15 protein-coding genes are annotated in these 23,217 nt (G+C 36.0%); 3 read left to right on the forward strand and 12 right to left on the reverse strand.

What is annotated here, in order from left to right:
• Positions 1 to 10: 10 nt before the first annotated feature.
• The 8 genes from V6670_RS16660 to V6670_RS16695 all read right to left on the reverse strand — a co-directional run bounded on the left by V6670_RS16660 (position 11) and on the right by V6670_RS16695 (position 16,910).
• Positions 11 to 979: a MetQ/NlpA family ABC transporter substrate-binding protein gene (locus V6670_RS16660; protein WP_338651706.1), complete on the reverse strand. Its 969-nt coding sequence runs from the start codon at positions 977 to 979 to the stop codon at positions 11 to 13.
• Positions 976 to 8,778, reverse strand: a complete 7,803-nt coding sequence (locus tag V6670_RS16665; protein WP_338651707.1) for an amino acid adenylation domain-containing protein — start codon at positions 8,776 to 8,778, stop codon at positions 976 to 978. The genes V6670_RS16660 and V6670_RS16665 overlap by 4 nt, the downstream gene beginning before the upstream one ends.
• Positions 8,775 to 10,418 (reverse strand): AMP-binding protein, encoded by a 1,644-nt coding sequence (locus V6670_RS16670; protein WP_338651708.1) that lies wholly within the window; start codon positions 10,416 to 10,418, stop codon positions 8,775 to 8,777. Before V6670_RS16670 ends, V6670_RS16665 begins: the two co-directional genes overlap by 4 nt.
• Positions 10,419 to 10,455: 37 nt before the next feature.
• Positions 10,456 to 12,168, reverse strand: a complete 1,713-nt coding sequence (locus V6670_RS16675; RefSeq protein ID WP_338651709.1) for an ABC transporter ATP-binding protein — start codon at positions 12,166 to 12,168, stop codon at positions 10,456 to 10,458.
• A 108-nt stretch (positions 12,169 to 12,276) separates the two neighbouring features.
• Positions 12,277 to 14,025, reverse strand: coding sequence for an ABC transporter ATP-binding protein (locus V6670_RS16680; protein WP_338651710.1), 1,749 nt, complete (start codon positions 14,023 to 14,025; stop codon positions 12,277 to 12,279).
• Positions 14,026 to 14,090: 65 nt separating this feature from the next.
• Positions 14,091 to 15,560, reverse strand: a complete 1,470-nt coding sequence (locus V6670_RS16685; protein ID WP_141904703.1) for an energy-coupling factor ABC transporter ATP-binding protein — start codon at positions 15,558 to 15,560, stop codon at positions 14,091 to 14,093.
• Positions 15,554 to 16,276, reverse strand: coding sequence for a CbiQ family ECF transporter T component (locus V6670_RS16690; RefSeq protein WP_141904702.1), 723 nt, complete (start codon positions 16,274 to 16,276; stop codon positions 15,554 to 15,556). Before V6670_RS16690 ends, V6670_RS16685 begins: the two co-directional genes overlap by 7 nt.
• 40 nt (positions 16,277 to 16,316) lie before the next feature.
• The gene (locus V6670_RS16695) at positions 16,317 to 16,910 is read right to left on the reverse strand and encodes an MptD family putative ECF transporter S component (protein ID WP_338651711.1); all 594 of its coding nucleotides are present in this window, start codon (positions 16,908 to 16,910) and stop codon (positions 16,317 to 16,319) included.
• Positions 16,911 to 17,095: 185 nt separating this feature from the next.
• On the opposite strand from V6670_RS16695, the gene V6670_RS16700 reads away from it, so the two are divergent.
• Together V6670_RS16700 and V6670_RS16705 are read left to right on the forward strand one after the other, a co-directional pair.
• Positions 17,096 to 18,055: an AraC family transcriptional regulator gene (locus tag V6670_RS16700; RefSeq protein ID WP_338651712.1), complete on the forward strand. Its 960-nt coding sequence runs from the start codon at positions 17,096 to 17,098 to the stop codon at positions 18,053 to 18,055.
• Positions 18,056 to 18,120: 65 nt separating this feature from the next.
• Positions 18,121 to 18,780, forward strand: coding sequence for a 4'-phosphopantetheinyl transferase superfamily protein (locus tag V6670_RS16705; RefSeq protein ID WP_338651713.1), 660 nt, complete (start codon positions 18,121 to 18,123; stop codon positions 18,778 to 18,780).
• A gap of 169 nt (positions 18,781 to 18,949) precedes the next feature.
• Here the strand turns inward: V6670_RS16705 and V6670_RS16710 are convergent, their stop codons facing one another.
• The 3 genes from V6670_RS16710 to V6670_RS16720 form a co-directional block, all read right to left on the reverse strand.
• Positions 18,950 to 20,476 carry a thiol-activated cytolysin family protein gene (locus tag V6670_RS16710; protein WP_141904698.1) on the reverse strand — a complete coding sequence of 509 codons (1,527 nt, stop codon included), beginning with the start codon at positions 20,474 to 20,476 and terminating at the stop codon, positions 18,950 to 18,952.
• Between the two features lie 237 nt (positions 20,477 to 20,713).
• The gene (locus V6670_RS16715; protein ID WP_036121625.1) at positions 20,714 to 21,802 is read right to left on the reverse strand and encodes a M42 family metallopeptidase; all 1,089 of its coding nucleotides are present in this window, start codon (positions 21,800 to 21,802) and stop codon (positions 20,714 to 20,716) included.
• A gap of 94 nt (positions 21,803 to 21,896) precedes the next feature.
• Entirely contained in the window at positions 21,897 to 22,382 is a 486-nt protein-coding gene (locus tag V6670_RS16720; protein WP_036121628.1) for a dUTP diphosphatase, read from the reverse strand.
• A 107-nt stretch (positions 22,383 to 22,489) separates the two neighbouring features.
• On the opposite strand from V6670_RS16720, the gene V6670_RS16725 reads away from it, so the two are divergent.
• Positions 22,490 to 22,885, forward strand: coding sequence for a hypothetical protein (locus V6670_RS16725; protein ID WP_036121631.1), 396 nt, complete (start codon positions 22,490 to 22,492; stop codon positions 22,883 to 22,885).
• A 24-nt stretch (positions 22,886 to 22,909) separates the two neighbouring features.
• Here the strand turns inward: V6670_RS16725 and V6670_RS16730 are convergent, their stop codons facing one another.
• Entirely contained in the window at positions 22,910 to 23,173 is a 264-nt protein-coding gene (locus V6670_RS16730) for a DUF1294 domain-containing protein (RefSeq protein ID WP_058843380.1), read from the reverse strand.
• Between the last annotated feature and the right edge of the window lie 44 nt (positions 23,174 to 23,217).

Raw genomic sequence — 23,217 nt, forward strand, 5'->3', positions numbered from 1 at the left:
TATCCTCCTTTTACTGTTCTTCTAAGGATATCTCTACTAGCTCTTCATATGAAAAGGCTTGCTCTAATAATCCTTTAGAAACTAACCAATCTGAAAGACGCTCAATATTCTCTTGTGCTGGTACACGGTTAGGCGTAAAGGCTGGAACTGTATATTGTTCTTTTAAAATTTCTGGTACATTCGCCACTTCTAAGGCAAGCTCAAAGTATTTTTCTGGCTGCCGATTTACCTGTTTAATGGCTTCATTGTAGGCTTCCAGAAATTTTTTAACCTCATCTCTATTGTTTGTCATATTTTTTTGTGTCATCACGATGACTGATTGGGAAAAGTTCTCGCCAAGCGTTGTATCATCAATGACAATATTTGCACCTTGGGCAACTGCATAGCTTGCCAATGGCTCTGGTAGTATAGCTACCTGCGCTTCTTTACCAGCTAATACGGCATCTACACGTAATGAAAGATTCGGCAAATGAATTTTTGTTATTTGGGAGGATTCTAGTTTTAAATGGCGCTCATATTGCTCCATTAGATAATCCATCATTGTATTTTCAGCGATCATTACAGATTGTCCTTCTAGCTGCTTTGGTTCAACAATAGAGCTTTGCGGAGAAGAAACGACTAAAAACCTTCCCTCCTTCTCCGTCGCACCTAATGCTAATGCAATGGTTTTAACATCCAAGCCTCCTTTTTTTATTAAATTTTGGACTATCATATCAGTCATCATGCCGTCGAGCTCACCAGCCTCCATCGCCTTAGATTGGTCGGAAGCACTGCCAAACTCTATAAGCTCAACATCGACACCATATTTTTGAAAAAGTTGATCCTTCTCAGCTACATATAAAGGCAGACTATCATCGATTCGTAACACACCTATTTTTAATGAAGAATGCTTAGCTATTTTTGTTTCTTCACTACAGCCACTTATGCAAGCCATCATGATAATCATGAAACATATTTGGGCAAGGGGATGCTGTCTCATAAAGCTCCTTCCTCCATAGTGACACTTTGCTCTTCAACATATGCTGCTAGTTGTTCAAGGCGTGTATGCGTGAATAATGTTTGAATAGAAAGCTCTATAGTGAATTGCTCTTTTATTTTTCCGATAATTTGAATGGCCATTAAAGAATTACCTCCACATGTGAAAAAGTCATCATCAAGTCCAGGCTGTGCGTAGGATAATATTTCTTCCCATATTGCTGCTACGTCTTTTTGCATCTCTGTATAAGGTGCTCTATGCTTCCTTGACAGCTCTTGCTCATTCAATGGTAACTGTTGTAAAAACTTACGGTTTACTTTCCCATTTTCTGATAGAGGCATTTTATCAATAGATTTATAGATTGTAGGCAACATATAATGAGGCAATTTTTGAGCAAGTAATTGTTTAAATTGTTCATTATTTAGTCCATTTTGTTCATCTTCTAATACTACATATGCCACTAGTATTGATGTTCCATTACGTTCATGAACAATGGTTGCTGCTTCCTTCACACAAGGCAATTTAGCTAGGTGATAATCTATTTCGCCTATTTCAACCCGATAGCCATTTAATTTGATTTGTGAATCTGCTCTTCCTAAAAATTCAATATTGCCATCAGGCAAATATCGCCCTAAGTCGCCTGTAGCATATAGACGTTCTTTTGTAATTGGATGAATTAAAAATTGCTCATTTGTACGCTCTTCATTTTTCCAATAGCCTTTTGCAAGCCCTACTCCTCCGATATATAAATTTCCTGGTACATTCACAGGGCAGGCCGCCATTTGGTCATTTAAAATATAATAATATTGGTTGGCTAAAGGTTTTCCGTATGGAATACTCTTCCAATTTTCATCTACTGTTTGTATATCGAAAATATTCGACCATATAGACGCCTCTGTTGCACCACCTAATCCTAAAATTCGTGTCTTTGGCGCAATTTCCCAAATTTCACTTGGCAAGCTTATTGGAATCCAGTCTCCACTCAGTAGTACCGCTTTTAATGTTGGATATGTGAAAAACTCTATATTTTTAGTATATTGTGCCAGCATTTGCATAAAGGCAGGTACTGTATTCCAAATGGAAATGTGCTGCGTTTGCAATAATTCATTCCAATGAACGGGATCTTTTATCCGCTCAGCTCGTGGTACTACTATGGCTCCTCCAACAGCAAGTAAACCGAAAATATCATAGACTGATAAATCAAACGTCAAGTTAGATAACGCAAGAATGCGATCCTCTGCACAAACGCCAAGTCGATCATTAATATCTAATATCGTATTCACTGCACCTCGATGATCAATCATGACCCCCTTCGGCTTTCCAGTAGAACCAGAAGTATAAATGACATACGCTAAATCAGAAGACAATAATTCAGGACTAGTAATAAAACATTCTTGGTGTACCCATTCAGGATCAATGACTGTCACATGATAATCATTTAAAAAAGGTAGCTGTTTAAGCACATGTGCTTGCGTCACAATGGATTGAACTTCTCCTTCCTGTAAAAGAAATTTCATCCGTTCAATCGGTGTTGTACAATCTATCGGTAAATATGCCTTCCCTGCCTTCATAATGCCTAAAACAGCAACTATCTGTTCCCAGCCTTTTTCCATAACAACAGCAACTAATCTTCCTTTAGTACGATCCATTGCGAGTATTGCTTGCGCAGTATGGTTCGTTAAATGACTTAGCTGTTCGTACGTCATATTTTTTTCTTCCGAAATCACTGCCAGATTAGTAGGATTTGCTGCTATTTGTTTTTCAACAAGACTGATTAATGTCTCGTCGGAGATAGCTGTGTCTGGTCCTTTCAAATTCCCTTCTTGCTCTTGACATGGGAAACATACAAGACTCCTTATTGGCTGTTGCCATAAGTCTTTTTTCCTAGCAAGCTCCTTTAAAATACGTGTGTATGCTTCAAACATGTCGCGAATTAGATACTGCGGGAAAAGCTCCTCTATGGCATCCCAGCTTAACCATAATTCACCCTTTTGCTCTGAAACTTGATGATCAAGCCAAACTTGAGGTGTCTGAGATAATCCATATACAATATCCCCTAAATAGCTAGTTTTTGTTGTAGACCCATTATTTTTTTCAAGCCCTAAGCCACTCGTGAAGACAAAGGGCATCATAATCCCCATTTGTCGATTCCATTTTTTTGCTAGTGCTCGTTCGACATAAACACCACTTACATAAGGATGTTCTAAATCCTGTAATAATTGCTTTTGAACAGTTCTTGCACGCTCTAAAAAAGATTCTCCTTTTGACATATCAATAGATAACAGATTAAGAGATGTAAAATCACCTATGAGCTGGTCAACATCCGGTTCGAACAACACACGATGGAAACGAGTAAGATTAATCGTAAATTTCGGTTGGCTACTCCATCTCGCTAAAGTTTCAGCATAAGCAGCTATTAACAACGAGGCTGGTGACAAGTTCATTTTGGCAGCCAATTGCTTTAATACTAGCCATTCTTCTGTCGATAGCTTTTCCTCGTATCTTGTAAATTTACAGTTAGATAAGTCTTCTTTATAATCAAGCAGTGGTAAATCAGGTGCTGGATACATATTGTCAATTCGCTGATGCCAATATTGAATATCCCGCTTATACATTTCTGTCTCTCGAATTTTTTGATAAGCCAGTATATAATCTCTAAATGTCGTTTGAAGTGTTTGTAGTTTTGCTGAAGAATCATCATATAGCCGCTTCCACTCTTTAAATAAATAGAACATACTAAAGCCATCAAAAATTATATTGTCAAAACTAATATGGATTCTTGTTTTTTGTTCATTAATGGCCGACAAACGAATATCAAATAATGGCCACTCACTCGGAGTAAAAGTTTGATGTTCCATCTCACTGCGCACTAACGTAAGCTGTTCTTTACGTTGTTCTGCTGAAAGATTCGTAAGATTATAGGAAGCAATGGAATAATACGCTACAAATTCTTGGACTTGTTGCTGTTGTCCATCATTTAAAATAATGGCTCTCATCATATCATGGTGTTGGATAAGACGATTCCATGTTTGCTCCACCCTTGCATGATCGAGGGAAGAACAATCCATTTCAAAATAGCAATGAGTAGATACATCCCCGTACGCATAAATGCCGCTACGGCCTAACCAATAGGCTTGCTGAACGTCTGTTAATGGGAACGGCTTAAAACGATCCTGCTCATTTGGCTCTATACTTGGTAATTTTTTCTCCGAGTCCTCATTTGACTTTTGGCGCATTAGTTCCTCTAATAACAAGGCCATTTGTTGAAACACTGGTTGATTAAAGATGGCTTCTAAACTCATTTTGACAGCAAATTGCTCTTTTATTTTTGCACTAAGCTGAGTAGCTAATAATGAATCTCCACCAAGCTCAAAATAATGGTCGTCTATGCTAATGGCTTCTTGCCCTAATACTTCTTTCCATATTTGTGCTAATCTCAATTCGATCGAGGTTGTTGGTGCAATAAAATCCTTTTTAGCTAGATCAGCTTGCTCTTGTTGAGGGATTGGTAATGCTGCTCGATCTACTTTTCCATTAGCAGTAATAGGCAACTGCTCTAATTGAATAATGACTTGTGGAATCATATAGTTTGGTAATCGTTGTTCTAAGTAATGGTGAAGCGGTTTTAATTGGAAATCTAATGTTGATTGTCGTTCAACTTGCGCTACAAATAAATACTGTGTAAACGCTGTATCAATAGACTGTGTCGTCATATTGGTGAAACCCTCGTCTGTCAATACTGAAAGCCAATCATTTTCTGATAATAAGGGAAGGCATGTCTTTGCCCTTTCATCCTCATAATGTGTAAAGCCATCCTCTAAAAATGCTGTACTGACTAATTGCAGAGGATTATTTTCTGTCATTTCTAATTGAATAAATAAACCACCATGCTTTAATAGCTTTTTTAAATGTTTAAGTGAATTTCTAATATGGGCTGCTCTATGTAAAGAGTGAGAAGCCACAATTACATCATAGTCACCATCTACAAAGCCTTGAGAAATCGGGCACTTATTTATATCAAGCATTTTATAATGGATATTCGGCTGTGACCCTACAATTTGTTGAGCACGATTTAAAAAATAGTTGGATTCATCTGTAGCCGTATAATGTAGCTCATCTGTCGAAAATGCTTCCATTACTATTTGAAGCGTGTTGATATGACGCGTCCCAATCTCTAATATTTTGAGTGGTGCTTGACGTTCTATTCGATGATTTAATACCGTTTGAATCAAGTTTATGAATACTTCTTGTTGTTTGTTTCCATCAGATAGGTTATCTGTCAATTGCTCTAAAGTGTGTACATTATGAGGAAGCAATAATTCTAAAGGCTCTATTTCACCAGTTAAAAGTGCATAGCTTTTTTCAAAAAAGGCAGAAATAAATTCATTTATATATGTTGTTTGTTTTTTATTTAAACGATGAAACGACTCTTCATTTTGGACGATTAAGCATTGTTTATTATGAATAATCGGCCCATCACATGAAACGATATTGTTTTTTTCTAAAAATCTAAACCATTGATCGATTAAGCTTTGATATCGACTGTTGATCTTTTCTCGCTCTATGATCGTTATCCTATTGTAGCTTGCATCTTTTTCTATTGGAAAACCACATCTGACAAGTATTTTACAAATCGTTTCCATAGTGAGGTGGGTACAATAATTTTCAAATAATCGATAACGATATTCATTCTCATTTACGTTTTTTAAAAAATACCCTGACGCTTTTAATTGATCTATGTTAGACCAATCAATCATGGGTTTATTGTTCTTTATAGACTGTACCTTCTCTGTTTCTGAACAACTAACAATATAAGCGGCTAAATATCGGTTTTCCTCCCCTATAACCGTGACAACGGCATCCTCCACTTTCTCATAGCTTCGCATAACACTTTCGATTTCACCTAATTCAATACGATGACCCCGTACCTTTACCTGGGAATCATTTCTTCCTAAAAATTCAATAAGCCCATTATGCCAAAATCGCCCATTATCCCCTGTCTTATACCAGCGAATACCTTTTTCTTCTATAAAACGCTCAGCAGTTAATTGTGGTTCTCCTACATACCCTTTGGCTACACCAACGCCGCCTATCCACAATTCTCCTGCTTTCCAATTCGGACAATCTTCTCCATTTACATCAATCACTCTATAAAACTGATTTCTCAATGGTCTTCCATAAGGGATCGATCGCCAACTTGCTGGTAACGGGTGATCAACATTATAGTAATTGGACCAGATTGCCGCTTCTGTCGCACCACCCATCGCTACTAATAAACCTCTCGGTGCTACTTTTAACAATCGGTCAGGAATATCTAAGTTAATCCAATCACCTGACAGCATGATGATACGTAAATCTAAACAAATTAATTTTGCACTTTCTGCCTCTATTAAAAACATTTTCAATAAAGCGGGTACGGAATTCCATATTGTAACATGATAATGACGAACCAACTTTAACCAAATATCAGCGTTTCGAGCCGTATCATCTGAAAGAAGAACAATACTGCCACCAACACTCAAAAGACCAAATATATCGTATATAGACAAATCAAAATCTAATGAGGATACTGCTAAAATACGATCTTTCATGCTTATGTCATATTTTTGATTGATATCTGCAATTGTATTCCAAGCTGCTTTATGACTAATTTCCACACCTTTTGGTTCTCCCGTTGAGCCTGATGTAAAAATAATATAAGCTGAGCTGTTTACATCCACTTTAGGCAATGTCACATGACCAAATTGTTGTGTTTGTTCTATTTTAATAACTTGTACTTGATCAATATTTTTATATTTTGCCTCATAGGGAGCAGTTGTTAAGATAAAGTTTACATTTGCCTTTTCAATAATTTTTTTATAGCGTTCACTTGGCTGTGTCACATGTACTGGAACAAAGCATCCCCCAATAGCCAAAACCCCTAAAATTGCTTGAATTTGCTCTAATCCTCTCGGCAATGAAATCGCTACTCGATCACCTTTTTTAAAGCCGTTATGTAACAATATGGCAGCCATCTGTTCCGCCTGTAAGGACAGTTGTTTATAACTTATTTCATGATGGCCTATCCCATCTATTAGCGCTGTAGCATATGGTTGTTGCTTTGCTATTTCAAAGAAAGACGTATGCAAGCACTGTGCAGAATTTGTTACTATGGAATCTTCTATTACTTGACGTCTTGCTATTTGTGCTTTCGTTTCGATAGCTGGATGTTGGAGCCAATGCTGTTCGTCTTCAATTAACCAATGAATAGTTTTGATAAACAGATCAAACATGTCATCCAATAAACCTGATGGAAATATGTCATCTAAACCATCCCAAATACATAATAAACCACCATCCATATCAAACATTTGAAAGTCTAACCAAACTTGAGGTGTTTGAGAAATCATGTAATGAATCTTACCAAATGCATCTTTAAATTCTTCATTAATTAGTGGTACACCTAAATTACATGAAAAAACGATTGGAGCAAAGACTTTTTCATCTGGGTGGTACTTAGCCAAATCTCGTTGAATTTTGACCCCTGAATAAGCCGTATAGTTCATATCTTGTTGAAATTGCTGTTGTAAACTTTTTGTAAAGGCTAAAAAAGACTGTTGTGTTTCACTATCAACCTCCAATAATAACAAGGTAGTAAAATCAGCTACAACATGCTCTAGTTCTTCAGACAAAGTATCTCGATTGAACAATGGTATATTCATAAGAAAACGGGATTCACTGCTCCACTTATTTAATGTGTAAGCATAAGCTGCTAACAATACCATCGCAGGAGTAACGTTATAACGAGAGGCAATCAATTGCAGCTTGCTCCAAGCAGTATCTTCTAAAAAGTACTCTCTTCTTGTAAATTTAGGTTCGTGTTGAATCAACACAGCATTGTTTGACAACGGTAGTTTAGGACCTAATGGTAAAGTGGCTAACCTGTTTTTCCAATAGGCTTCGGCATGACGTTCTTCATCAGCATTTGCTAATTTTTTATCATAAAGATATTTCGCAAAGTTCCAATTTTCAGGTGCTTTTGGTTTTTGTTGTCTAGTATAAGCTGCCGCTAAATCATGTAAAATGATTTGAAAACTTTGCACATCAGCTACAAGTAAGTCGATATCGAAATGAAGTCGCGTTTTACCATCAGGCAATAGAGATAGCTGTAATCGAGCTACTTCCCCTTGATCAATTGCCAATAGCCGATGTGAAGTATTCGCACGAATAGCTTCTAATTGTTGATTAACCTCGTCTTGTGAACATGTTGTTAAATCGTGAACAGCAATAGCTGTAAAAGGGGATTCTGTTAAAACTTGCTGTTGGCCATCCTCCGTATACTTAACACGGAGCATAGGATGATGCTGGACAATGATGACCCATGCCGATTCAAGCCGCTTTATATCAATATGTTGACCGTTAATTTCCATATAACCGTGACAGCCATTTCCACCTAAATATTGACCGCTTTGTCGCCCAACCCAATAGGCATACTGTACATCTGTTAATGGAAATGGCTCATACATATTAGGTATTGTTTTATCTTGATTTTCTAATAGGGAGTCATCACTGTTTATTGAATGGACAGCCTCTCTATTTAATAATTCGTACCAAGCGCTCAAATAAGGTTCAGATATTAATTCTTTGAAAGTAATGGTAATGCCAGCTTTTTTTAGTTTGCTGACTAATTTCATGACTTGTAAGGAGTTTAAGCCTAACTCCAATAAATTCTGATCCGCGCGTATTTCTTTCTTTATACCGAGAAGTTGATTGACTTCTATTGCTAGATTTCGGATGATGTCTAAATCACTTTCTAATTTCAATGCATAGACGCCTCACTTTCCATAGCCATCTGTTTTAATTTTTTTTTATCCACTTTCCCTACATTTATAAACGGTAATTGCTCAACATATATGATTCGATCTGGAAGTTTATATGGAGCAACACCTATATGAAATAAATAACTACATATCTCATCTCGTTCCATTCTTTGTCCATCGGTCACTAAAAATGCACAAATGCTTTCTCCTAGATCCTTATCTGGTAAACCAACAACAGCAGCATCTTTTATCATTGGCTGTGTACGTAAAAAACTTTCAATTTCAGATGGTATAACATTTTCACCTGCACGATTAATTTGCTCCCTTACTCGACCGACAATTTGTATATTTCCATCTGATGTAATACGAGCCTTATCACCAGTACGTAAAAAGTAATCCTTGGTAAAAATTTCTGCATTTAAAGCAGATGCTTGATAATATCCGCCAAATGTATACGGACCTTTTGCCACCAATTCTCCAAGCTGACCTTGAGGAACTTCTCTTCCTAGCTCATCTATAATCTTTATTTCATCACCTATCGAAATTGCCTGCCCTTGACAGCTTGTAACAATTTCTACAGGATCATTTAATGCTGTGAAACAAGTAATCCCTTCGCCGAGTCCGTATCCTTGTTGTATTTTACAGTGAAATGTATTCATAAAATGAACAGCCATTTCCTGCTCTATGTGAGCAGCGCCAATTAAGACCACCTCTAAGCTCGACATGTTCAAATCTTCATACCATTCAAATGCTTCTAACCAAAGGCTAGCAATTGTTGGTACAATGGCGGTATGTGTCACCTGTTCTTTTTCGATTTCATGAAATGCTTCATCAAAGCTAGAAGTTTGACATAATACCACTTTTCCACCTGTAAAAAGAGTACCTAATATACCTGGTGAGCATAATGGATAATCATGTGAAATCGATAGTACAGCCATGTATGTCGTTTCAGGTGTCATTCCACATTTTTCAGCAGATGCGAATGCATTATAGGCATAAGCTTCATGTATTTTCGGAATTATTTTGGGAATACCTGTTGTGCCACCAGACAATAAGTATAATGCAGTATCTCTATAGTGAGGTGAAGCGCTAATCGCTAATGAATAGTTCCTTTCTTTCAGCTGATCTACTGTTACATGTGTATAGGATGCTGGCCACTGTATGGTGGATTCCCCAGCCGTCACAATATATCGAATACTTTTATGCTGAGGGATTACCTGTGCGGCCATACATTCATACTGGAAACCTAGATAACTGCTGCAACATATATAAGCTATTGGCTGAACCATTTTGGCAACTGTATCGATTTCTACTTCTCTATGGGATGGCAGCATCAAAACAGGCTGCACACCGATTTTTAACAAACTAAATAAAACAGTAATAAATTCAATTGTATTTGGTAACTGCATTAAAACTCGATCACCCTGCTGCCAACCTAAAGATAAAAAGCCTGACGATAATTGCTCAATTTCTTGAAGCAGCTCTTCATAAGTTAAGCGTCGATTCCCTTCCACTACTGCCAGATGATGCGGAAATCGTTGAGCAATGATTTCAAGCTCTTCCATTAATGTTTTCTTTCTTAAAAAGCCCAACTCTTCATATCGTTCTACTTCTTGTAAATACCAATCCATTTGCTGAGACATCCTTTTCGCCTCCATTCTCTCTGTTAACATCTATTTGTTAGACGATACTTAATTGATGTTCTTTTTTCCACATAGCTGCATATTTGCCCCCCTCAGCGATAAGACTTTGATGTGACCCTTCTTCAATGATTTGTCCTCCATCCACAACTAATATATTGTCTGCATTTTTAATAATGGAAAGTGTATGGGCAATCATCACCACTGTTTTTTTCTTTTTCAAAAGATTTTTAATCGCTTCTTTTACAGCTAACTCATTTTCGATATCTAACGAAGCTGTCGCTTCATCTAATAAAAGTATAGGACTATCCTTTAAAATGGCACGTGCAATGGATATACGCTGCCTTTCACCACCAGATAACTTATTACCATTTTCTCCAATGATTGTGTCATAGCCATACTCCAACTTCTCAATAAAATCATGGCAGTTTGCCTCTTTTGCAGCATCAATAATTTCTTGTTTTGTTGCTTCTGGCTTTGTATAGCGAATATTATTTAATATCGTGTCATTAAACAAAAAAGTATCTTGATCAACCATTGAAATTTTTTGCATTACTTTTTCAGTAGCAATCGATTGAATCGTTTGCTGACCAATTAAAATATCACCACGATTAGGCTCATAATATTTTGTGATTAAATTTAAAATAGTTGATTTTCCCGAACCCGATGGCCCAACAATTGCTACAAATTGGGAAGACCCAATTTCAAAATTGATATCACGCAATACAGGTTCCTCTTGGCTATAGGCGAAATTCACATTGTGAAAAGCTATACTATATTGTTCAGGTTCAAAAAAGGCATCACTTGATGGCTCTTCCTCTGCATCTAATACAGCTTCAATTTGACGTTTGGCAATCATAAAATTTTTATAAGAGGTAAGGTCAATAAAAAGTGTGCCAAACAATTTACATGTAAATAAAGGGCTGATGCTAATTAGAAAGAAGGAAGAAGCCTCTAGATTTCCTGCCAACCATTGATGACCTGCTAAATAAAGAACAATCGGTAAACTGAACCAACAGAGAATGCTAAATATCGTACCAATTGGAATTACTTTGATCTCATATAAATAACTAATATCACTATACGCTTTCATAGAATCAGTTGTTGCTTTATTTTTAACACCACCTAAACCAAATGATCGTAGCGTTTGAATACCATTAATATACTCCACTACATCACTTGTATTTTTTGTCATAATATTTTTCTTCTCGTTCCCATATTTTTTTACCATTAAAAAGGACAAGTAAAGTGATGGTAATAATAATAAGCCTGAACATAAAAGAACTATTCCAGCAGATATAGAATGCGTTGCAACGAAGCTAATTAACAGTAAGCTAAATGAAGTATTTTTTATAATATCACCAATTTTATGAGTCAAAATATTTTCATAATTATTAACACTTGTTGTCGTTGCATTAATGTACTCGCCAATTTGTGCCTTCGTAAAGGAGGAAAGTGGTATTTTTTTCATTTTATCGCCCAGCGACAAGCGAAGAATTCTACTCACTTGCGCACCACCAATTTGCCCTCTCGTATAACCAAATGCATAGACAATTAAGCGAATAACAAAAACAGCACCTAATAATAATATAGTTTGAGTTAACATGCTCATCGTTAATTGCTCTGTAATTAAGGCTTTGATCGTGTAGTATAAAACGATAAAATTAAAACCAGCTAGCATCCCTTCGATGACATTGAAAACAACAGAAAGATAAAAAGAAATATTTTTTCTAAATGCATGTTTTTTGTCCATACTAAATTCTCCTTCATCCATTAATTACGCCTTGGCGTAATTGTACCCGTCGCCACGTAGGTAATTTTCTTCCAAATATGTGACATCTGCTGAACCAAGATAAATATCTTACAATTCATACGTAATTTCTCTAGCTTTGCTATAATCCTGCCAAACTTTTTTATATGAAGGGCATTCTTCTAGCATATCTTGATGTGTTCCACACGCTTGAATTGTTTCATTTTCGACAATGGCCACTCGATCACAATGCTTAATCATTCCAAGACGATGTGCAATGATAATAACCGTTTTACCTACACAAAGCTCAGCAATGGCCTGATCAATTTCGGCTTGATTTTCTGGGTCAGCTGCGGATGTGGCTTCATCCAATATTAGTATAGGCGCATTTTTTAAAATGGCACGTGCAATCGCAATACGCTGCTTTTCACCACCAGAAAATCTAATGCCAAAGCTCCCTACCTTCGTATCATAACCATCTGGTAATGAAATGATAAAATCATCAATTTGGGCCTTTTTTGCTGCTTCTCTTACTTCATCAAGTGTGGCGCTAGAGCCCATAACAATATTTTCGAAAACAGTCCCACTCGTTAAAAATGTCTTTTGGAATACTATCGTTATATTTTTTAATAATTCCTCATACTCAATGGCCTTCACGTTTTGATTGCCGATTAACACTTCCCCTTGTTGAACATCATTAAAGCGTGAAATCAACTGGACAATTGTACTTTTCCCTGAACCTGAAGCACCGACAATAGCTATTTTTTCATTTTCAGCAATCGTTAGATTCACATTTTTCAAATGTTCTTTCTGCCCATCATAAGAGTAGTTAACATTTTTCAATTCAATAGTATAATTCTTTGGAAATGCTTGCCCTTGTTCAAAAACAGGTGTTTCTAAAAAGGTTACACATTTCTTTACAGCATTTAATACTTGTGCAAAGTTCATGCCTAATTCTTGTAGAGGGCGTAGTTCTGTTAAATACAATGAACCTACAAATGCAAAAAGAATAAAGACACTTCCTGTTAAGCTACCATTTAAAAACCACATTCCACCTATGGGCACCATTAACAATAAACCGCACTCTATAATAATGATATAGCTCGCATATGGTGGGCCCATTTTCAAAGATATTTCTTTCCATGTCTTAAATTCATCATCTACAGCTTTAGCAAACTTTTGAAAAGATGAACTGCTCATGTTAAATGCCTTAATTAAACGCATGCCTTGAATATATTCGATAATGATTGCATTTAAATTAGCTATAGAACGTGCTGCACGATCCATCATTTGATTCGTACCACGAAACATGATGGCCATAACTGCTACTGCAATGATTAATGGAATAAACGAAATAAGCGCTAACGGTACATTTACCGTACATAAATAGATAAAGACAGCTATTGGACCACTCATATAAAAGACGAGCTCTGGTAAATGATGGGCTAAAAATAATTCTAATTTTTCGATTTCTTCATTTAATAATGTTTTAATTTCCCCTGTATTTCGTTCATTTAAAGAGCCTAATGGTACTTGTGCCATATGCTCTGTTACTTGACAACGCACTTTAAATAATATTCGATAGGCTCCTTTATGCGAGAGAGTACCAGAAATAGCAAAGAGCCCAAATCGAACAATGATCGATGTAATCAAAAGTAATAAATTTTGAATTAATAAGGCTTCTGTTAAGGTATTGTGATAGACTTGCTCAATAATTTGATAAATAACGAAATAAGGTACAATTGTAGAAAGACCACTAATTAAAGAACATAAAACCGATAAATATAAATATTTTTTATCTTTTCCTGCCCAAGAAAGAAGCATGAAGATCGGATTTTTATTTTGTAGTGCTTTTTCCATTGTTATTCAGCCCCTTCCTACACAATCATCTGTGTAATTTCACATTGTACTTTACTCAGCAGCCTCTAACCTTGCTGTAGAGTGAAAGCATCAATTGTATACTGCTGATTTTCTTTATTCAGTATATAATCGTCTTGCTTCTTTCCATCTTCAAAACGAAGAATACGGTGACAGCAGGTCGCTATAAATTCCAGGTCATGTGTTATAACAAAAACAACTTTATTAGCCTCCGCTAAACTTTTTAAAATACTTGCCACCTTTTGCATACTGTCATAATCTAGTCCACTTGTCGGTTCATCAAATACTAAAATTTCCTTTTCACTTATTAAACTAGCCGCTACTGCAAGCCTTTGTTTTTGTCCACCTGATAATGTATTAGGGTGTCGGTCTGTCAACTCTAATAAATCCATCTCCTCCAATACCTGTTGTACTAAATTTGAATCAGGATTTTTCACCCCAAAGATACATTCCTTTTCGACTGTTTCAGCAAATAACTGATAATTAACATCTTGCATCACCAGATAGGAGAGCTGTGCTTGTTTTTTCGAAGTTAGTTTTTGATTATTAAAATAAATATTTCCAGATGTTATTTTATGTAGACCACATAGCGATCTAGCAAAGGTCGTTTTCCCTGCCCCATTATGTCCTGTGATGGCAATAATTTCACCGCTTTTTGCTGCAAAGTGTATATTTTCCAGTATATTTCTCTTTTTATGTGAAATAGTAACATCCTTCACAACAAGTTCATGGACTTTATGTTTAGCAGGCTGCTGTCGATGTTGAAACTGTACATTGCTTAAATAAAGCGTGCGTAGCCCCAACTGTTCCAGCTGTTGATTCGAAAGCTGTAAAAATTCCTTTTGTGTATAAGTTGATACAATTTGTCCCTTATTTAACACAATGGCAGTATCAATTAAATCTCTTAAATAATAAAGTCGATGTTCAGATATAATAATCGTCTTACCTTGCATTTTTAGTAAGGCAATCATATCCTTTAATTCTTCAATAGCAGCCGCATCTAAATTAGACGAAGGCTCATCTAGCACAAAAACATCCGGTGCAACAGCATAGACACTCGCAAAGGCAATCTTCTGCTTCTCACCACCTGATAAATGAAAAATATTACGACGACGAAGCTTTTCTAAACGAAGTTCCAATGTAATCTCTTGCATTCTTTCTTCCATCATTTCTTTTGGATAGGCCATGTTTTCCATTCCAAATACAATCTCACTATCTGTATCAACGTTAAAAAACTGTGATCGTGGATTTTGAAAAACTGTCCCTACCTGTTCACTTAATTCATACATCTTTCTATTTTCTACAGGTAGATTATTTAACATCACTTGCCCTTTAAGTTGGCCGAAATAAAAATAAGGAATTAAACCGTTAATTGCTCTGATAATCGTTGTTTTCCCACAGCCACTTTTACCACATAATAAAATGCACTGTCCTCTTTTCACGTGAAAATTTATATTTTCGATACCTTCACTTTTCTCATCTGTATAACGGAATGAATATTGCTCGATTTTCAACATATGAACAGCCCTCCAAATACAAAAAACGTCAATACAAAAACGACAATACTATCGCTTAGTTGAAAATGTACATGTTGAAAGCAGGAGCGCTCTTTCGGGTTTTCAATTCCCCTCGCTATACTTGCAGCAGATAATTCATCAGCAATTTTGGATGCTGCCATCATTAAAGGAACATATATGCATTCAACCGTTTGCACAGGTTTTGTTAGAAAGCCTATGATGGAGGGAGAAATGCCCCTTAATTTCATCGCATCCTTTATATAGCGCCAATCTTCCCCAATCATAGGAAAATAGCGTAACATGACGGCTAATGGAATAATTACTTTTTTTGAAAGTCGTAGTTTTCCTAAGGCCGTCATAAATTCATTGATTTTGGTAGTCCCAACTAGTAACCCTCCCATGACAACACATGGAAAAATTTTTCTAATAAACATAGCAAACGAGACAAACATTAGCTCCCATGTACCAGATAAAAATCTTTCACTTATAAAGTGAATACCTAGAATAAATCCATATCCTAGCATCATTTTTATTGAAAATGAAAACATACCCATCAATAGACAAAGACTAAATATAATGACCATTAATAGCAGTTCGTATTGAAAAGAAGGTGACAAAAACACCGCAACATTCACTAACAGTAGCAGGTATATTTTTGTTCTTGGATCAAGCTTGACGGTGGAAACTTGCATATGCACATTGCTCTGCTCATACATATAAATCTTCTCCCTTAATCTTAAAGTTTCACCACTCTAGCTATGCCAGTACCCCAGATTTCTCAAACTGTTTTTTCAATAATTTTTTTCCTAAAAAACCACTAATGAGTGCGCAGAGCATTGTACCAATAATCATTGCTGGTAGCATCCAGTTTTGGGCCGTTGTTAGCATCGTATCCATATAAGCTTGTTCTGTTCCTTGACCTACTAAATACTCCTTATATGCTTGTTGATTGAACCATAGCATTATGTAAGACCCCATAGGATGAAGTGAAAAAACAATATAACTCATCATATTAATCGTATTATTTTTATACTTGCCGATTGATGCAATTAATTCGCCTAGCAAAGCTAGTACTATACATGCTAATGACCATAACCAGTACATCCCTGTTACGAACGTAATAATCGCTATCAATATCCCCAAAATCAGTATTGGGCCAAATTTCGGTACTTTCGCTAGCATTAATAAATAAATAGGGCCCGTTAATAGGGCTGCACCCGCTGGCATTAAAAAAGTCAATACAGGGTTGGGTGCGAAAAAGGCTGACCCAATCATCATAAATATAAAGAAAAGCGCTGAGAAAATACCGACTGTTATTAAATCTTTCATCGTAAGCGTTTTTTGTTGCATCGTTTGTGTATACATATTTACATCACAATCCCTTTCTATTGTAATTTTTACTATAATTAGCATCTTTAATTGATAACGATTATCATTATCTATTATAATGAATAACAGTACATAAAAATATGCCCATACTGTGTTTACGTCTAATCAAGGAAAAGGAATGTCTAATTGAGGGAAGGGGAAAGCAAATGACTTTACAACATTTTGAACCTCTATTATTAAAAAATGGATTTTCACAAGATGATCAGAAGAGTAAATATAACGCCATAGGTACTACTTTCACAATTGATCCAGCTTTAGGTAACGGGTATTATTGGATATATCATGCCAAAGATATGTTTTCTATTCTTATTCATGATTTTTATTTTTTTGAGGATCATCGATTAGAATTAACGATGCCTGAGCTACTAACAATCACATACTACGAATCTATTTCAGGCGAGGAGCTTCATCCTTATCAACCATTAAAGTCTGGCTATATAAGAAGCTATTGGAGCAAAGGTGAAAAATATAGTGCTATTATTCATAAAAATATTCCAGTACAATCAATTGGCATTGAGTTTACTGCTACATTTTGTGATCAATTTTTAGCATATAAATATGGTGAAAAATATGTGAATCCACGACAAGCGTTAACAACATTAAAAGCGACATCTACTTTTTCAGAGATGGTTATTCTCCTTCGACAAATAGCTGCTTATCGAGGTTCCGACCTAACTTCTGCCCTTTTTTATGAAGGCAAAGTATATGAAGCACTGGCTCTCATTATTGAACGAGCCCTTTCTGATAAAACATGTCATTGCTCACAAATTTCTAAAGAAGATATTCACCATATTGAGCATGTAGCCGCTCATATCGAAAATTACTATACGCTTCAACTAACATTAGATCATTTAACGAAAATTTCATGTATGGGTGCTACAAAATTAAAAAAGCTATTTAAAGAAGTGTATCACTGTACAATTACTGAATACATCCAAAAGCAACGAGTTCATCAGGCTGAGAAACTACTAGCTCATACAGAGCTTCCTATTAATGAGATTGCTCGGAAAGTAGGCTATCAAAGTGCCGGAAGGTTTTCAGAACTATTTAAACGTTATCTAGACCTTACACCTAAAGAGTATAGACAGCAATTATCGAAAGGCTAAACGAATAGGAGGGTATAATTATTATAAAACTGGCTTTACTTTCAATTACAGATGTACACTTTGACATGTACCATTCGAAACTTACAGCTTTTATTTCCAATGAGAAAAAAAATAAACTCCAAAAATTTCACTATAAAGAAGACTACAAGCGAGGACTATTTGGGGATATATTAGCTAGATATTTAATTTCAACAAATTTTAATATAGCTCCCTGTGCTATTGAATTTGCTAATAATTCGTATGGCAAACCTTTTATTAAAAATTTACCAAATGCCTTTTTCAATGTTTCTCATTCAGGAAATTATGTTTTGTGTGGTGTCAGTAATACAGAAATTGGCGTTGACATTGAAAAGCATCATTTATTGGATCTCAATCTTGCCCAGCATATATTCTCCTCTGAGGAATATAAGGATCTCATCACGTTATCGGACAAGGATCAATTAGATTATTTTTTTAAGCTTTGGACATTAAAGGAAGCCTACATCAAATACTTAGGCATTGGCTTATCAACGCCACTTCAATCTTTTTCTTTTAAAATAATGGATGGCACTATTCATTTCCATGGTAACCATTATGAAATTCTTTCTTTTTTATCCACGCATCTCGAAGGACAATATTCGCTTGCTTGCTGCTCTACTGAAGCTATTGAAGCAAATACTATTGAATTATTATCTTTACAGACTATCATCACCTCTTTCAACAATAAGATGGTTTATGAATCTTGATTGCAATCCGTGGGGGCTTTCATCTCTCACGTGTTATTTGCTTTCACCAATCGGACTTGTACAGGTTCTAACCAACGCAAAAAACCTCCTAACAATAATTTGTTAGGAGGTAAAACCCTATTATCGAAATTGAATATCATTTTTCACATCATTATGATGAATTTTGATGTTAATTAATACTACCTGTTGGGTATAATGTCGTTCCTCCAATGGAGACTTTGATTTCATTAGACATTGGAACATTATATTCATCAATAACTGTTCTCCACCATTCCCATGCAAGACCTGTACACTCTCTTGCATAAATTCTTATATTTTTTGAATTGGCAGGAAGTGGTATTACTGTAGAGAAATGAGCTGTTTTGTCCTTCCAATTTCCATCCCAAGTTTTATGGGTTAATACTTCATTTCCATTTTCATCATAGGAAAATTCGTCCCAGGCTACTTCAAATTGAGCAACATATGCACCATAATGATCAAGGATGATCTTTCCTTTAGAATATTCTGTAGATGTCGTCTCAATATAATCTGTATTATTATGAACAGCAGCAATTGAATGATCCTTTAAGAAAACACTTGTATACGAAATTGGATATGCTGGATTTTTAAGACTAAATTCTGCATTATCTTTAATTATTCCTCGAATATCATTAAAGTCCTTTGAGACAATTTGATTATGCTTTTGTGAATCTCCTCCTAATACTACAGCCGTAAAGGAGCTTTCTTCAAAAATATCCTTGTACTGTGCACTAGTTTCTACATTCGTATTGACATTCTTCAGTAAGGCTTTAAAAGCAGCTTGTACATCCTTGCTCTTAGAGCTTGTTTCTAATTTCACATAAATTGTTCTACCATAAGCTACATTAGATACCATAACGGGAGGAGCATCATTACTTACCCCTTTACGCGTTAATTCTTCAAAATGGACACTATCATCAAAAAGGTCTGATGGATTGTTAGGTAGTTCAGCACTTACGGTATAAAATATTTGTTTGTATGCTGCAACCATCACTTTTTTCTCGCCGTTCGCAATCGCATTAAAGTCAATCCCTAGTGAATTGTCAAGAACTTGGGCGTTGACATTCAGAGCACTCGCTATTTGAGATTTGCTATAAACCATAGATTCAGAATATTGTAGTCTTGCAGGTAAAGTATGTGTTGTGGAATATTTCTCACTCCAAGTAGATACTAACTCATCTACTGCCCCAGAAACATTACCATATGTTGGATTATCCACCGTTATAGTATTTTCCCTTTTCATGCCAGGTAAATCAATGCTAATATTTAGAGGTTTTCTTTTAGCTACCAATAAACTAGGTTGATTGTCTACAAAAGCTCGGTTTGCAAGTTGTAATGCTCCTGGATATGTACGATTCGCCATAGAATCAATAATTGAAATATCCACCGGTGAAGTTGTAAGTGATTTTTTGTTACGTTCAACCACTATAAATTTATTATTTGAGTTAATACCTTCTTTTGGAACAAAGCTATCAACCTTGTCACCATTCACTGCTAATACTTCCTTGTTATTGTAGTTCAAGTTTGCTATACCTGTATCAATGTCAGATATGCTTTTTTCACTAGATGTATTCGTATCAAGTGTTTCAGCAAAAGAAATACTAGGATAATTTATGATACATAAACTAAGAGATAAACATAATAAAAACTTGATTACTTTTTGAATTCCCAAATAAATCCACTCCTTTTATAGGAAATTATACCATACAAAATTAATTTTCAAAAATAGTATTTTGGTTTCATTTTCAACTTGCTATCTAGTATGTACTAATGACTATTGTGTAACATTTGCTATGATATCCTAACTATTCCTTCTTAAGTAAGCTATATATCTATTTTTTGGTTTGAGCAACGAAAAAAGCCTCCTAACATTGTCGTTAGAAGGCAAAACTATGGGAATTCTATTTAGTTCTTATCAATCAAATGTAATTTTATTGACTGCATCACGGTCTAATTTTTTAATAACTTCTACCATTAATTTAACAGCGTTATCATAATCATCACGATGTAGGATACCTGCATGTGAATGGATGTAGCGTGTCGCAATACCGATGGATAGTGCTGGTACGCCATTTGCTGTTACGTGGATGGAGCCAGCGTCTGTCCCACCGCCAGCCATCGCTTCAAATTGATATGGAATATTGTGCTCATCTGCTACATCTAATACGAATTCACGTAAGCCACGATGTGATACCATAGATGCATCATACACAACGATTTGTGGGCCAGCACCCATCTTACTAGTTGATTCTTTAGCTGTAACACCTGGCGTGTCTCCTGCTACACCTACATCTACTGCAAATCCAATATCTGGTTGGATTTTATGTGTTGCTGTTTTAGCACCGCGAAGCCCCACTTCTTCTTGTACATTCCCTACTGAATAAAGAATGTTAGGATGCTTTTCATTTTGTAACGCTTTCATAACATCAATCGCAATAGCACAACCGATACGGTTATCCCAAGCTTTTGCTAATAGATATTTATCATTTTTCATAACATTAAATTCAAAGTATGGTGTTACCATATCTCCAGGACGCACGCCCCACTCAAGTACTTCATCTTTAGAAGCAGCACCAATATCAATAAACATATCTTTAATGTCTACTACTTTATTACGTACATCTGCAGGTAAAATATGAGGTGGTTTTGAACCAATAACCCCAATCACTTCATCACCCTTGCGAGTAGTAATCGTTACACGCTGTGCAAGCATTACTTGACTCCACCAGCCACCTACAGTTTGGAATTTGATAAAGCCTTTGTCATCGATTTGCGTTACCATGAAACCTACTTCATCTAAATGTCCTGCTACGACAATTTTAGGACCGTTTTCATCGCCTACTTTTTTAGCAATTACACTACCTAAGTTATCTGTTTCTACAGTGTCTGCATATGGTGCAATGTATTTTTTCATGACCTCACGAGGTGCACGCTCATTACCTGCAATACCATTCGCATCTGTTAAATCTTTAAACATTTGCAATGTTGAATCTAGTTGTGTCATCCTTTTGCCTCCTACTTCTCGTATCTACTTTATTATACTTCGTTTACCGAAATATTCCTAGCTTAATCGTCTGAAAATTAGTGTATTTCTTACTTTAATATCCTGAACGCTGACGCTGGTAATTTTCTTGGTTTTTCTCAATATAAGCGCCAACCACGTCCTCAAATGTAAAACTGAGGTTATACGCGAGTACCCCGTAGCATTGCCAAATGGCTAAGTAGCGCTCCTTGGTAGGTTGCTGAATAAATGTTAAAATAGCACTTTGTGTCTCTAAAAAAATGGCTGTTAAATCTCGATTTTCTTCTACCACAGGCCACTTTTCAATCGATGTATAGCCCTTTAATAAGCCAAGCGATAAGATAAAGTGAATAGAATCCACATATTCTTCTAAAATAACCTCACGTGCTGAAGGCCCCTTTGTGCTCCAAAACTTAAAGCAGCGCGTTTCATTCGCAAGCTCTGCTAACTCTACCATTAAGGCTAAGCCCTTTTCCTGAAACACATCTTGCTGAATATTTTGTGTTTGCTCGATAAAATCATCCAGCTCTTGTTGCATTGTAAACAATTGTTGTAAATTCATTTTTATCTCCTAAATTTCTAAAAAAATATTTTAAATAAAATGAAACTATTTGACCTCTCTAATCGTATAGGAAAGAATAACCTTTCTTCAAGGGGGAAAATTTAAAAATGTTGCCGTTACTAATTCGACTTGCTGTGATAGCGCTTATTATCTATGTATTTTATAAAGCGATTCGTTATATAACCGATCCTAAACGCAAACTTGATGAAGCCTATGAAAAAGGCCAATATTATTTTTACGATGACGTTAAAAATGTGCGAAAGAATTTCTTCATTTCCTATAAGGGTGCTCTTTTTGAAGGTGAAAAATACCTAGGCACGACAGAGGATGCTTTCGAGGTTGTGACTATTTTTGTCGGTGCGCGTGACGCTGCGACGCTGCAAGGCCTCTCCAAAAGCGACTTTGAATATTTACAGCAGGAAATTTTATTGAACTATCCAAACGCAAAAATTAATTGGAAGCAGCCCATTGAACAGCTTATGCGGAACACATCCCCATCATGAGGATGTGTTTTTAATTCATGTCAATTATGACCACAATTGTACAATGATAAAAATTTGAATGGCTGCTAATAGTGGAAAACCAAATGCAAAACGATTGTGGCGTGTTTTATGGCGGAATAAATACATACCTAGCACGCCACCACCTGCCCCTCCTGCTATGGCAAGCGTAAACAACGTGCGCTCCGCAATGCGCCATTCATGTTTTTTAGCACGCGATTTATCCATACCCATTAAAATGAGCAGCACAATCGATACAATGCTCATATACGCTAATAATGCTTGTCCCATTTCTTACTCCTTTATCTAGAAAACGTTATACTACTAATCTAACA

The organism is Lysinibacillus sp. Y5S-8 (genome assembly GCF_036894365.1).
GTDB lineage: Bacteria > Bacillota > Bacilli > Bacillales_A > Planococcaceae > Lysinibacillus > Lysinibacillus fusiformis_D.

Bases quoted from the DNA above. Each gene is read 5' to 3' on its own strand.
- V6670_RS16660 (WP_338651706.1), bottom strand. From the start codon at position 979: ATGAGACAGCATCCCCTTGCCCAAATATGTTTCATGATTATCATGATG.
- V6670_RS16670 (WP_338651708.1), bottom strand. From the start codon at position 10,418: ATGTCTCAGCAAATGGATTGGTATTTACAAGAAGTAGAACGATATGAA.
- V6670_RS16675 (WP_338651709.1), bottom strand. From the start codon at position 12,168: ATGGACAAAAAACATGCATTTAGAAAAAATATTTCTTTTTATCTTTCT.
- V6670_RS16680 (WP_338651710.1), bottom strand. From the start codon at position 14,025: ATGGAAAAAGCACTACAAAATAAAAATCCGATCTTCATGCTTCTTTCT.
- V6670_RS16685 (WP_141904703.1), bottom strand. From the start codon at position 15,560: ATGTTGAAAATCGAGCAATATTCATTCCGTTATACAGATGAGAAAAGT.
- V6670_RS16690 (WP_141904702.1), bottom strand. From the start codon at position 16,276: ATGTATGAGCAGAGCAATGTGCATATGCAAGTTTCCACCGTCAAGCTT.
- V6670_RS16695 (WP_338651711.1), bottom strand. From the start codon at position 16,910: ATGCAACAAAAAACGCTTACGATGAAAGATTTAATAACAGTCGGTATT.
- V6670_RS16700 (WP_338651712.1), top strand. From the start codon at position 17,096: ATGACTTTACAACATTTTGAACCTCTATTATTAAAAAATGGATTTTCA.
- V6670_RS16705 (WP_338651713.1), top strand. From the start codon at position 18,121: ATGTACCATTCGAAACTTACAGCTTTTATTTCCAATGAGAAAAAAAAT.
- V6670_RS16715 (WP_036121625.1), bottom strand. From the start codon at position 21,802: ATGACACAACTAGATTCAACATTGCAAATGTTTAAAGATTTAACAGAT.
- V6670_RS16720 (WP_036121628.1), bottom strand. From the start codon at position 22,382: ATGAATTTACAACAATTGTTTACAATGCAACAAGAGCTGGATGATTTT.
- V6670_RS16725 (WP_036121631.1), top strand. From the start codon at position 22,490: ATGTTGCCGTTACTAATTCGACTTGCTGTGATAGCGCTTATTATCTAT.
- V6670_RS16730 (WP_058843380.1), bottom strand. From the start codon at position 23,173: ATGGGACAAGCATTATTAGCGTATATGAGCATTGTATCGATTGTGCTG.